Here is a 12,894-nt window from a genome sequence, read left to right as displayed (position 1 = left end):
ATTATATACATAGCCACTTGGCAATCTATTGTTACACAAGTGACCAATAATACCCATGTAGAACAATGAGCCGATCTTGACTGGCGAGTAGCATGAGGTTTCCAGTCCGAGGGAAGCAATCAGCCACTAATCTTCAGCCTAGTCCATTGTCACCTTCCCCGAGGGAGCAAAGTACGCTATCATATCAGGGCAGCCAGGAACAGCGGAGGGCAATGGGGGTCAGCCCGCTCATCAACCAGCGTGGCACTACACTGGTCCAGCCCGCGACGAACAGCATGCACCAACCCAACCTAACCCGCCATCCTCGCGGAACAAATGGAGATTGACCATATGAATAGAGAGCGCAGTCGTCCAAGTCGCACAGCGATAGCCCTGCTCATTTTCCTCGCACGTCGTATCTCCCTTAAGCACTTGCTCTTACGGCTCCTGGGGGCCATCCTCGGTGCCCAGGCCATCACCCTGATCATCCTGCAAGTCATCTCGCGTCAGCGCAAGCGCTACCTTCCCCAGGGCGGTTTTCCACACACCCGCTTCGCAGAGGTCACCATCGGTGAGGACCGTCTGCAGCTCTACGACTACGGGCGCGACCTCTACGACGACATGCTTGCCGCCATCGACTCCGCGCAAGAAACCATCTATCTGGAATCATATATCTGGAAAGACGACAGTGTTGGACGCGCCTTCAAAGAGCATCTCATTCGCAAAGCCGAAGAAGGCGTTGCTGTCTATGTCATCTTCGACTGGTTTGCCAACCTGGTCGTCCCGCGCAAATTCAAAATCTTCCCCCCCATCATCCATGTGCTCCAGTACCAGGCGTTTCGTTATCCCTGGCACCTTTTCGACCCCCGGCGCTACGCCCTTGACCATCGCAAACTACTCGTCGTCGACGGCAAGATCGGCTTTATCGGCGGTTACAATATCGGCGAAACCTATGCCACAAGCTGGCGCGACACACACCTGCGCATCCGTGGACCAGCCGCAGCCGACCTGGCCCAGTCCTTCGTCGACTTCTGGAATCAACATGTGCCCCCACACGAACGCATCACCCGGCGCCATCCGCGCTGCTTCAACCCACTTATCAACGTGCGCGGCACCAGCGCCCTTCGTTTGATGTTCCCAATTCGCGACATGTACATCGAGGCCATCGACCGCGCCCAGAAATTCATCTATCTCACTAACGCTTATTTTGTACCTGATTCCATCCTGCTTGATGCCCTCAAAGCTGCCGCCCGCCGTGGAGTCGACGTCGAAATTCTTGTCCCCTGGATGTCTAACCACATCATCGCTGATTGGCTCTCACGCAGTCACTTCAGCGAATGCCTCAAGGCCGGCATCCGCATCTTTGGCTACCGCCACATGCTCCACGCCAAAACCTGCACCATCGACGGCGAGTGGTCGACTATCGGCACCGCCAACCTTGACCGCCTCAGCTCGATCGGCAACTACGAAATCAACGTGGAAATCTACAACAGAGACCTGGCCCGCCAAATGGAGGTCCTTTTCAAGTATGACAAGACCAACGCCTTCGAGCTGAGCCTTGAAGACTGGGAGCAGCGCCCCTGGTACGTACGTCTCAGCGAGTGGCTACTAGCTCCCCTGCGCTTCCTGACCTGAAGACGCCAGGAGAGGCCCAGCGCTCCGCTTCACAGCCTTCACTGCTCTCAACAGGTCCCAAAAAAAGGAGCGCGTCCCTGGCCGCTGGCAGGTAACCGGCCCTGCCAGCTTCAGCCGAGACGCGCTGGTATCTTCTTCATCCTAGGCGTCCGCTAAAGCAACTGCGTTACAGCCTCCACAAATGCAGCTGTAGTGGCAGTGCCGCCCTGGTCGGGAGGCAGCACCTGCCCATGCCGATAGACTTCAGCAATGGCCGCCCTCAAGCGTCGGGCCGACTCTTCATAGCCCAGATAGTCCAGCAACATGGCCCCTGAGAGCAGCATAGCTGTCGGATTGATCACACCCTTGCCGGCCAGGTCCGGCGCAGAGCCATGCACTGGCTCAAAATAGGCATAGGTGGGGCCATAGCAGCCGCTCGGCGCCAAACCGAGGCCCCCAATGCAGCCGGCAGCCATATCGGCCAGAATATCGCCGTGCTCGTTCGACAGCACGACCACATCGAGGCTCTCAGGCACCGCTACCATGCGCCGTGCCAGATCATCGATGAGGAATTCCTGATACTCCAGCTCCGCGTAGCGACGCACCGTCTCACGTACAATCTCGCGGAAGCGCCCATCGGTGCGTGGCTGAATCGAGTACTTGGCCCCAAGCGTCACCCGCCCTGCATATCCCTGGGTCTTGCGCTGCAGCGCCAGCTCACAGGCCGCCTCTGCGACAGAGGCCATCTGCTCGTCAGTGCAAATGCGCACCGCATAGGCCCCCTTCCGCTCCACCGGCGGCGGCTGCCACCAACTGCGGCTACTCGCCAGGGCCGTCAGCTCGGCAAGATCTCCCTCGCGCGGCGGATACATGCCCTCCAGATTGTCGCGCACAATGACAAAATCGACGTGCTCTGGCTCACGCAAGGGACTGCGATAGCCCGGCTGCCAGCGCACCGGACGGACATTGACCCGCGTATCCTTGCCCCAGCGTAGATACCAGAGCACAGGCCGGCTCGGTCCGCCGCTGGCCCCAAAGAGCGTACACACCGCCCGATCGATCAGCTCACGCGTTTCCTGGGGGAAGACCTCTCCATAGCGCTTCTCAGCTTCGCGTCCACTGCAGCCCTCGACAAAGTGCAGCTCCGGTACCAGGCGGCGCAGGACTTCTACCGTGGGCCAGACCACTTCGGGCGCGGCATCATCCCCGGCCACAACACAAATGAGCGCGGACTCTCCGGGAAGGAGATTCCGCCGAAAGATGCCTGCACTCATCGCAGCGTGCCCTCACGCCTGATGTACTCAATGATGCCCCCGGCTTCCACAATGCGCGCAATAAAGGGCGGCAGCGGCTGCGCCTGAAAGCGTTGCCCAGTGGTCAGATTAGTAATCACCCCCTGCTCTAAAGCAACTTCGGCCTCTTGACCATCCTCGCTGTTGAGGACGGCCTCCTCACAGATCAGCACCGGTAGCCCAATATTGATGGCATTACGGTAGAAAATGCGGGCAAAGCTACGAGCCACCACCGCCTTAATCCCACTGGCCTGGATGGCCGCCGGAGCATGCTCACGCGAGGAGCCACAGCCGAAGTTGTGGCCAGCCATAATGATGTCACCCTGCCGCACCTGCGCCGCAAATTCGGGCAGAATCTCGCAAAGACAGTACTTTGCCAGTTGCGCGCGGTCAGTCGTGACATTATAGCGCCCCGGGATGATCACATCGGTATTGATATTATCACCTAGCTTCCAGATACGTCCCATATTTTTTCTCGCTCCTTCTCTCACTCTCAGCAGCAATCGGTCCTCTACCGGCCTGAGAAAGCAGGCGTCATGGCAGCTCCGAGGCCAGCTTCGCTGCCCCGCTACCACGCTCAGGCTCAGGCCAGAAACTGGCGCGGATCAGTAATGTGCCCAGTGATAGCAGTCGCCGCTACCGTGGCTGGGCTGCCTAGATAGATCTCAGCCGTGGGATCACCCATGCGCCCAGTGAAATTGCGATTCATCGTCGTCAGAGCGCGCTCACCGGGACCCAGGACGCCGAAATGCCTGCCAATACAGGGACCACAGCCCGGCGTGCCCACTGAGGCCCCCGCCTGGATGAAGGTTTCAATGTAACCCAAACGCAACGCCTCTAGATACACCTCGCGCGAAGCCGGAATCACCACCATGCGCGTATTGGGATGAATGGTGCGCCCGCGCAAGATCGAGGCAGCAATGGCCAGATCATCTAGTCGGCCATTAGTGCAGGTGCCCAGGAAGACCTGATCAATCTGAATATGCTCTACCTGCTCAACCGGGACAACGTTATTGACATCCGGCGGACAGGCAATCAGCGGTGGGAGATCAGAGACATCGACTTCCACCACGCGCTCATAGTGTGGATTCTGCGGCTGCAGCAGAGGATAGCTACGATTGACGCGCCCGCGTAGCCAGGCTTCAGTCGTGGCATCAGGCGCCACCAGCCCGGTTTTGGCGCCCATCTCGATGGCCATGTTGCAGAGCGTAAAGCGCTCACTAATCGACATGGCCTCAACCAGCGGGCCGCTATACTCCAGGGCCCGGTAGTTGGCTCCATCCACGCCGATGCGGCGCACCAGTTCCAAGGTCACATCTTTGACATAGACACCCGGCTGTAAACGCCCCGTCAGACGCACGTTGATGGTCTCGGGAACACGGAACCAGCTCCGCCCCGTAGCATAGGCAACGCCAATATCGGTCGATCCCATGCCCGTGGCAAAGGCGCCGAGTGCACCATAGGTGCAGGTATGGCTGTCGGCCCCGACAATGATTTCGCCCGGCGCCACAAAGCCGCGCTCTGGCATCACCTGATGACAAATACCTTCCTGCAGGATCTGGATGCCCTGCTCACGAGCAAAGGCGCGAATATCACGCTGGAGGGTGGCCGCCGCTACGGTGGCTGCCGGGACGATATGATCGAAGATGATATGAGCTCGCGCCGGATCAAAGACGCGCCCGCCACGCTCGCCCGTCAGCTTGCGAAAGGCTTGAATAGCCAGCGGCGAGGTCGTGTCATGGCTCATGACGTGATCAACATCCACAATTACAATCTCGCCAGCACTCACTGGCCGGCCCAGTTTATAGCTAAAGATCTCTTCGGCTAGCGTTCCCATGCCGTACTCCTCTGTTGTTCATACCAGGATCGAATAAAGGCATCGACCGCCTCTGGAGAAAGCGGCCCCTCCTCAGCACGCATCTTCAGCGACCAGGTCAGCTCACGCACTTGCTCGTCACTCAGCTGCAGCCCTAGCTCCGCCGCCCGATGGGCTATGGCATGACTGCCCGTAAAGCGCGAGCCGAGATCGACACGGCGCTCCAGGCCAAAGTCCGCCGGGTCAAGAATCTCATAGGCCCGCGGGTTGTTGAGAATGGCCCGTGTATGGACACCCGCCCGATGCGTGAAGGCATACGGCGCCGTGATCGGATTATTAAATGGAATAGGGAGATGAAGACATTGAGCAACGTAGGCATCTAGAGGCGCTAATTGCCTTAGATCGCGTTGTTGGAGTGTGTCAGGATAATGCAGATAGAGCTGGGCCACCAGGCCACTGAGCGAGGCGATTCCATTGCGCTCCCCGATGCCCAACACGGTCACATCCAGGCAATCGGCCCCGGCCTCATAGGCGGCAATGGTATTGGCGATGGCGCAGCCGCTATCGTTATGGCCGTGAAACTCGATCCCCACCTGGGGATAGCGCTCGGCGCAGAGATGAATGATACGCTCTACCTGGCGTGGCGTGGCGATGCCGACCGAATCGGGCAGGCCAATGCGCTCCACTCCAGCCTCCACCACGGCATCAAAGACGGTCAACAGGTCGACCAGATCACTGCGAAAGGCATCCTCAGCCGAGAAGCGTACATAGCGTCCCGCGGCGCGAATACGCTGAATCAGCGGCACGGCATCGGCAATGATGCGCTCAATGCGCTTGCCATGACTATATGATCGCAGTTCAGGAGAGGTGCCATAGAAGAGATTGATGCCGGCCACGGGTGTCGCCAGGGCCGCTTCGACATCCGCCTCAACACAACGCACATGGGTCACGATGCGCGCCCGCAATCCCAAGGCACAGAGCTGCTCGATGGCCTCGCGGATACGCGGCGAGGCGATCGGCGACGGCACCTCAATCAAGTCGACGCCGAAGGCGTCCAGCATGCGCGCAATTGTGAGCTGCTGCTCCAGATTGAAGAAGGCGCCAGCAAATTGCTCACCCTCTCTCAAGGTCGTATCCAGAATATGCAACGGTCGTCTCACGCCTCTTCCTCCTCTCCTTCAGCCTGGGCCAGGCTCATCAGCACGCGCTCCAGTATGGCAATGGCCTCCATATATTCCTCCACAGCAAGGTGTTCCTCGGGGGTGTGATCCAGGCGCGCATCGCCCGGACCATAAGCCACAATTTCCGGTCCCCAGACCGGTCCGACGACGTTCATGTCGGAGGTTCCAGTCTTGACTTTAAAAGCAGGCTGGATTCCCATTGCCCTCATGGCCTGCACAAAGGCGCGCACCAGCCTGGTTGTGCGCGGTGCCTGGAACGCAGCTTCCTCGCCGCTGAAGTCTACTGCAAGCTCAGCCTGCGCCGCCCAGTGCCGCAGCTCGTCGCACAGTTCCTGGAGCGAGCAGGCCAGCGGCAGACGGTAGCCGATACGCAGCGTTGCCCATTCTTGCAGGCCGTCCTGGCCACTCTCGATGCTGCGCAGCACCGGTTGCAGCGCCGCAAAAGGAGAGGTACCACCATGATTGCGATTCCACTCTTCAGCATGCAGCCTGACCCGCTCCCAGAAAGCCACCGCGGCCTCCACCGCTGTCTGGCGCGGCCCAGCGCTGTGACCACAGGGACGCACTACTCGCCCATCAACTAGCAGCCGCCCTTTGTAGCCCAGTGTCACCGCCCGACTGCCGCTCGGTTCACCGATGATGCAAGCGTAGGGGCGATAGCGTTCTACCACAGCCCGCGCCCCCCGCGAGGTAGCCGCCTCCTCCTCAACCGCCCCGATGACCACAATGGGGCGCCGTAGTCTGGTTCCCTCGCGCCTCGCCAGGCGGGCCGCCGCCGCCAGGAAGGCCGCTAGCGGCCCCTTAGCATCGACCGCCCCGCGTCCATAGAGTTTGCCCTCACGCAGGGCCACCGGGATAGCTCCCGGCACCGTATCCATATGTCCAAGCAGCACCAGCGGCGCCCGCTCTGCGACTTCCGCGCTTACGGGTACCGTGGCAACCAGGTTCCCGACCACATCAAGCTCGGCTTGCAGTCCCAGATGCGGGAGATACTCAACAAGCCAGGTGGCAAGGGAACGCTCCTGACCCGAGAGGCTTGGGATGCTGACCATGCGATAGAGCAGGTCGAGTTCCGCCTGTTCTTGGGGGGCCGTCCCTTCCGAGACCACCCCTGGGTTTGCTGCACGTCGCTCGACTGTCGCCTTCGGCTGGTTAGCCTGCAAGACCTCCGCCAGGCAGTTAAGGGCCTGGTCAAGTTGCTCCTCGCTGATGACCAGCGGCGGGAGCAGGCGGATTACGTTAGGCCCTGCCGGTAGGGCCAGTACTCCGCGCTCTAACAGCGCCTCTAGATAGGGTTGCACACGCGTACGCAGCTCGACGCCAAGCAGAAGGCCTAGACCACGTACCTCGCGGATCAGCGACGATGAGATGTTGCGCAGCCGCTCTAACGCATGCTGCCCCAGGTACGCGGCTCGCTCGACTAGCCTCTCTCGCTCGATGATATTGAGCGTCTCCAGAGCCGCCGCACAGACCAGCGGATTGCCACCGAAGGTGCTGCCATGCGTGCCAGGTGTGAGACGCCCGCTGGCAATCACGCGCTCGCCGAGGGCCACTACTCCCATCGGCAGCCCGCCAGCGATCCCTTTCGCCAGACAGAGCAGGTCAGGCTCTAGCTCGTAATGCTCGCAGGCCAGAAAGCGTCCTGTGCGACCGCAGCCAGTCTGCACCTCATCGACAATGAGCAGGACCCCGCGCTCGCGGCAGAGCGCTGCCAGTCCGCGCACGTAAGCTGGATCAGCAACGTGTACACCGCCCTCGCCCTGCACCAACTCAAGGAGAACCGCCGCCGTCTGGTCATCAATCGCTCGCTCCAGAGCCGCCAGATCGTTATAGCGCACATGTGTGATGCCCGGTACCAGGGGAGCAAACGGCTCGCGATAGCTCCGCTCCCAGGTGGCCGAGAGTGCGCCCAAGGTGCGTCCGTGGAAACCGCGCAGGGTAGCAATGATGCCCGGTCGTCCGGTTGCCAGGCGGGCAAACTTGATGGCGCCTTCCACCGCCTCTGCACCGCTATTGCAGAGAAAGAAGCGCTGTAGCCCGGACGGCATGAATTGGGCCAGACGCTCCAGCAGGCGCGCCCGCACATCGTTGTAGAGACTCTCAGGACAGGTAATCAGGCGTTGAGCCTGGGCCGCCAGGGCTGCGGCCATCTCTGCCCGTCCATGACCGATGTTGGCTACTCCATGCCCAGCGGCACAGTCGATATAGCAGCGTCCCTGCGCATCCCAGAGCAGCGCCCCCTCACCACGCACAATCTCGACTGGACGCTTATTGTAGACGCCGCTGCTGTAAAGGCGCTCCAGCTCCATGAGAGCCTCGGGCCGCGCCACTGGTTCGCTGAGAGTGCTCATCGCCGCACCTCCACCGACGACAGAGCAGGGATAGCAGAGGAGGAGGCAGCTCCAGCCTCGCTCAGGCCCGCGGAGGCAGTGATGACTGTCCCTGCACCCGTTAGCAGCGCCACGAGTGAGCCAGAGCCGATACACACACGGCTTACACCACCAGCCAGGGCCTCTTGAGCACCAAGTAGTTTCTTGCGCATTCGTCCTCGAGCATAGGGAAGATACTCCTCCAGCTCCTGGGCAGCGATGACGCGCACCACGCTCGTCGGATCGGCCAGATCGCGTAGCAGGCCCGGAACGTTGGTCAGGATCGCCAGCGTCTCGACCCCCAAGGCCGCCGCAATGGCTGCTGCGACGCGGTCGCCATCAACGTTCAAGCGTTCTCCCTCCAGCCCCAAGGCCAGCGGCGCCACCACCGGCGTATAGCCCGCCTCCAGGAGCAGGCGCAGTAACGGGGCATTGACTTGCTCAATCTGACCGCTATAATCGTCGCGCACCACCCGCACGCGCCCATCGGGCATTACCGCGCGCAGAGCCGTCTTGCGCCGCGCCAGCAACAGGCGCCCATCGACTCCAGCCAGCCCCAGGGCATTCACACCGCGCCGCTGCAAGAGCGCCACCAGTTCCGTGTTAATCTGACCGGCTACTGCCATCGCATAGATGCGCAGGGTCTCGGCGTCTGTATAGCGGCTGGTCATACCATTAGGAGCCGTCAGCACCTGCATAGGATGACCCAAGCGCTCGCTCAGTTGATTGGTGAGCTGCGAGCCACCGTGCACTAACACCACCTGTTCGCCGCCAGCGATCAACTGCGCAACCTCATCGACAATTGGCTCAACATCAATACCGGCCCCACCGCCGATCTTGACAACCAGAGTCATGGCCTGTGCCTCCTCTCTTGACTCTCCTGACCGAACAGAACTCAGATCAGATCGGATGCAACCCCGGGAAGGTCAATCCCAGCGTCTCACTCCAGCCAAAACGACAGTTGAGTGCCTGCACGGCGTTACCGGCGGCTCCCTTCATTAAGTTGTCCAGCGCGGCCATGACTACCAGGCGGCGCTGAGACGCATCCAGCTCAAAGCCAAGGTCACAGTAGTTGCTGCCAGCCAGAATCTTAGGCTCAGGATAGCGATAGACACCGCTGCGCTCTTTCACCAGGCGAATGAATGGCTCATCACGATAGGCTTCGCGGTAAAGACGCCAGATGGCCCGCTCATCAAGATCGGCATTCAAAAAGACCTGAGCAGTGATTAGGACACCTCGGACCAGTTCGACAGCGGTTGCCGAGAAAGCTAGCGTCTGCTGCCAGGTGCCACCAGCCAGAGCGCCCAGCTCCTGGATCAGCTCGGCACTATGACGATGACCAGTCGGCTGAAATGAGCGTACCGCACCACTGCGATCGGGATGATGGCTACCTGGTCCCGGCGTCGCCCCAGCCGCCGACGAGCCAACTTTCGCATCCACCACCAGAGGCAGCCTCGGCTCGACCAGCCCAGCACGATAGAGCGGGGCTAGTCCAAGGATAGCTGCCGTGGCCATGCACCCCGTCCCGCTGATGAGCGCCGCCTCTCGCAGTTCCTGCCGATGCAGCTCGGGCAAACCATATACGGCTTCAGCCAGCAGCTTCGGCTGCGGATGCGTCTGGCCATACCAGCGCGCATAGAGGTCAGGCGAGCGCAGGCGAAAATCAGCCGAGAGGTCGATCACTACCGGCGCTAGACTGCGATAACGCTCAATGCTCTGCATCGCCGTTCCATGCGGCAGGCAGAGAAAGAGGACGTCGCAAGCCGCCAACTCATCAGGGTGACAGAAGCGCAGGCCACAGAGCTTGCGCAGGTTGGGATGCAGGCTATGAACATACTGGCCTGCATGGCTGCTCGAAACCACCTGCGCGATCTCTACTTCGGGATGGAAGAGTAACAGGCGTAACAATTCGCCCGCTGTATAGCCCGAGCCGCCGACGATCGCCACACGCACCTGACTCATCGCTCCGCTCCTTGCATCACACATTGCTCGATATAGTCCAACATCGCAGCGGGAATATCTACTCCTGTTGGGGCGATGCTGTTGCGAAATTCCATTGTCGCATTGATTTCATTGACGAGCAGGCCGCGCTCTTCGTCTTCCAAGAGATCAATGGCCAGGATACCACCACCGACTGCCTGGGCAGCACGTACACAGAGCACGTCAAGCTCAGGGGTGATTGGGCAATTGCTGGCCTGCGCACCGCGGGCCGTGTTGGTAATCCAGTGCTCACTAGTGCGATAGATAGCGCAAATCGTGCGCTCACCTACGACAAAGGCGCGGATATCACGCTGTGGCTTGCGGACATACTCCTGGATGTAGTGCAGATGATGCTGATAGGAGCCGAGCGTCTCACGATGCTCTAGCACGGCCTCGGCGGCGTCACGGTCATTGACGCGCGCCAATAGACGGCCCCAGGAGCCAGTCGTCGGCTTGATGACTGCGGGATAGCCCAGGGCCTCGATGCCTCGCAGGGCGCTCTGAGCGCTGCAGGCCAGCAAAGTACGCGGCGTAGGAATGCCGGCTCGCAATAAGGCTAGCGTAGTCTGCAACTTATCGTTACAGATGGCCGTCGTCGCCGGACGGTTGAAGACACGCACCCCCCAGCTCTCGAGAACCTGGGCCACAGCCAGACCGTGCGATTGGCTCACGCTCCGGCAGAGCACAGCATCATAGGCACGCCAGCGCTCATCAGGCCGCGCCAGATCCAGCAGCAGCTCACCGTCATTGAGCAAGTCGAAAGCGATGCCGCGCTGGCGCATGGCCTCGATCAGCAGCTTCTCCTCTACGCGAATGCGCGAGGTCAGAATTGCCAGCCGCATGACTTATTCACCCCAATCCTCTTCAACACGTGGCGCCAGGGCCACCGCTGGCTGCTCCAGATTGGTGACCTCCAGTTCTGCATTGCAGTCGGGACAATAGACAATCTCGCCTACCAGGCGGTTCTGTAGATCAATTTCTGCCTCACATTCCGGACAGAGCGCCACTAGCTTGCTCATTTTCTACTCCTCCTGACTAGCAGCAGTTGTAAATGCGTCACTCTCATTAAGCCTAGGCAAGATATTCTAATGTAAATAAAAATGCTCTTCGCCCCTTCTCTCTGTCGAAGGGCGAAGAGCGTCAACTAGCGCAATCGACGGCTCTCGCGGTACCACCTTCATTCGCCAGCACTACTGCGCACTGGCCTCGGCGAGCACATCAGCGTACTCTTGCCCGGTAACGGGGGCTCCGGCAGAGGTCTACTCTCGTCCGCCCTCTCAGGCAGACGATTTCTTCTCGCGGCTCTGGGGTCTTGCTCACGGTTCGCGATAGACGAGCTTTCCACCAACCGCTCGCTCTCTGGCTATCGGAGGAACCGCCACCTGTCCCCTTCACAGCCTTTTCCTGATATTGCCTGTCGCCAATCAGTCCAAGTTGCTGGCAACTCAGTACAGCCGCCAGTCTTCATCAATAAAAAAACTCTTCATCCCATTAAGGACGAAGAGCACAACAGACACAATGGCTCTCGCGGTACCACCTTCATTCGTCGCTACCTCACGGTAGCGACCTCACCGAGTGCAATCCATCAGACCACAAAGGTCAAGCTGAAGAGAGGACTACACTCTTGCCCGGTAACGGGGGCTCCGGCAGAGGTCTACTTTCGTCCACCCTCTCGGGCAGACGATTTCTTCTCGCGGCTTCGGGACCTTCTTCACGGTCTGCCAGCATACGAACTTCGCACCAACCGTTCGCTCTCTGAATGCGGCCTGACCGCTACTCATCCCGCGACGCCTTTTGCTGTTTGAGTGGGTTGCTTTTTTGGGATTTATACCATCTCTTGCCGCTCTTGTCAAGTCCCAGGGAAGAAGGCTCCCTAGTTGGGGCCAGTGAATAGCTCTCAGCAGGGTTGCTGAAACCACAGAGCCTGGCTGAGGCGTCTGTAATCAATGAATAGGAGAAATAACGCTGGCAGCCATGAGTCACCGGGATTCTGGCAGCGGCAGCGAGCAAGGAGGGCCATCGCTCCATGAGTTGCGTTTCCGACTGGCAGTGCTGGCCAGAGCCACCAGCTCACCTCAGCCTGCTCCCCGGCGAGGTCCATATCTGGTGCGCTTCGCTGGCCGTGCCCTCTGCTACTGTAGAACAGTTGGTTTCCGTCCTAGAGGCTGGCGAGCTCCAACGAGCCGCCCGCTTCCGCTACGAGTCGGAGCGCCAGCGTTTCATCGTAGCTCGGGCGATTCTGCGCCTGATTCTGAGCCGCTATCTCGGTCTTTCGCCCTTGCAGCTACGCCTGTCTACTAATCCCTGGGGCAAACCTGAACTGCCCTCCTTTCTGGCAGGCACCTCGCCGCGGGTGACTTTCAATCTGTCGCATTCAGAGACCCTCGCGCTCTACGCTTTTACGCTCGAGCAGGCGATTGGCGTTGATCTAGAATATCTACGCCCCCTACCTGAAAGAGAGCTAGAGCAACTTGCTGCACGCTACTTTTCGCCAGGGGAGTATCGTACGCTCTGCAGCTTACCGTCCGAAGAGCGACTGACGTCTTTTTTCCGCTGTTGGACCCGCAAAGAGGCCTACGTCAAGGCCCGCGGCCAAGGCCTTTCTTTGCCTTTGGACACCTTCGAGGTCTCGCTGGCGCCCGGTATGCCGGCCAAGTTACTGG

General features: G+C 60.1%; 11 protein-coding genes. 2 read left to right on the top strand and 9 right to left on the bottom strand.

The window, feature by feature from the left end:
• Positions 1-330 precede the first annotated feature (330 nt).
• Positions 331-1,614 carry a phosphatidylserine/phosphatidylglycerophosphate/cardiolipin synthase family protein gene (locus IRZ24_RS09435; protein ID WP_297163037.1) on the top strand — a complete coding sequence of 428 codons (1,284 nt, stop codon included), beginning with the start codon at positions 331-333 and terminating at the stop codon, positions 1,612-1,614.
• A 152-nt stretch (positions 1,615-1,766) separates the two neighbouring features.
• Here IRZ24_RS09435 and IRZ24_RS09430 read toward each other — a convergent pair whose 3' ends face one another.
• From IRZ24_RS09430 to lysW, 9 genes are all read right to left on the bottom strand, one after another.
• Complete coding sequence (locus IRZ24_RS09430) at positions 1,767-2,867, bottom strand: isocitrate/isopropylmalate family dehydrogenase (RefSeq protein ID WP_297163034.1); 1,101 nt, start codon at positions 2,865-2,867, stop codon at positions 1,767-1,769.
• Positions 2,864-3,352 carry a 3-isopropylmalate dehydratase small subunit gene (locus IRZ24_RS09425; protein ID WP_297163031.1) on the bottom strand — a complete coding sequence of 163 codons (489 nt, stop codon included), beginning with the start codon at positions 3,350-3,352 and terminating at the stop codon, positions 2,864-2,866. The genes IRZ24_RS09430 and IRZ24_RS09425 overlap by 4 nt, the downstream gene beginning before the upstream one ends.
• A gap of 116 nt (positions 3,353-3,468) precedes the next feature.
• Positions 3,469-4,722: a 3-isopropylmalate dehydratase large subunit gene (locus IRZ24_RS09420; RefSeq protein ID WP_297163029.1), complete on the bottom strand. Its 1,254-nt coding sequence runs from the start codon at positions 4,720-4,722 to the stop codon at positions 3,469-3,471.
• Positions 4,710-5,861: a hypothetical protein gene (locus IRZ24_RS09415; RefSeq protein ID WP_297163027.1), complete on the bottom strand. Its 1,152-nt coding sequence runs from the start codon at positions 5,859-5,861 to the stop codon at positions 4,710-4,712. Before IRZ24_RS09415 ends, IRZ24_RS09420 begins: the two co-directional genes overlap by 13 nt.
• Positions 5,858-8,233, bottom strand: coding sequence for a [LysW]-lysine hydrolase (locus tag IRZ24_RS09410; protein ID WP_297163025.1), 2,376 nt, complete (start codon positions 8,231-8,233; stop codon positions 5,858-5,860). The genes IRZ24_RS09415 and IRZ24_RS09410 overlap by 4 nt, the downstream gene beginning before the upstream one ends.
• Positions 8,230-9,105 carry a [LysW]-aminoadipate kinase gene (locus IRZ24_RS09405; RefSeq protein ID WP_297163022.1) on the bottom strand — a complete coding sequence of 292 codons (876 nt, stop codon included), beginning with the start codon at positions 9,103-9,105 and terminating at the stop codon, positions 8,230-8,232. Before IRZ24_RS09405 ends, IRZ24_RS09410 begins: the two co-directional genes overlap by 4 nt.
• 46 nt (positions 9,106-9,151) lie before the next feature.
• Positions 9,152-10,213, bottom strand: a complete 1,062-nt coding sequence (gene argC / locus IRZ24_RS09400) for an N-acetyl-gamma-glutamyl-phosphate reductase (protein WP_297163019.1) — start codon at positions 10,211-10,213, stop codon at positions 9,152-9,154.
• Positions 10,210-11,073, bottom strand: a complete 864-nt coding sequence (gene lysX / locus IRZ24_RS09395; RefSeq protein WP_297163016.1) for a lysine biosynthesis protein LysX — start codon at positions 11,071-11,073, stop codon at positions 10,210-10,212. The genes argC and lysX overlap by 4 nt, the downstream gene beginning before the upstream one ends.
• A gap of 3 nt (positions 11,074-11,076) precedes the next feature.
• Positions 11,077-11,250 carry a lysine biosynthesis protein LysW gene (gene lysW, locus IRZ24_RS09390; RefSeq protein ID WP_052887885.1) on the bottom strand — a complete coding sequence of 58 codons (174 nt, stop codon included), beginning with the start codon at positions 11,248-11,250 and terminating at the stop codon, positions 11,077-11,079.
• A 1,007-nt stretch (positions 11,251-12,257) separates the two neighbouring features.
• Between lysW and IRZ24_RS09385 the strand changes: the two genes are divergently transcribed.
• The coding region (locus IRZ24_RS09385; protein ID WP_297163013.1) for a 4'-phosphopantetheinyl transferase superfamily protein at positions 12,258-12,894 on the top strand (637 nt) is incomplete at its 3' end.

The organism is Thermogemmatispora sp., from assembly GCF_019683755.1.
In the GTDB taxonomy this organism is placed as follows: Bacteria; Chloroflexota; Ktedonobacteria; order Ktedonobacterales; family Ktedonobacteraceae; genus Thermogemmatispora.
Note: the sequence above shows the minus strand (reverse complement) of the source record. Positions and strands in the feature narration are given on the sequence as shown.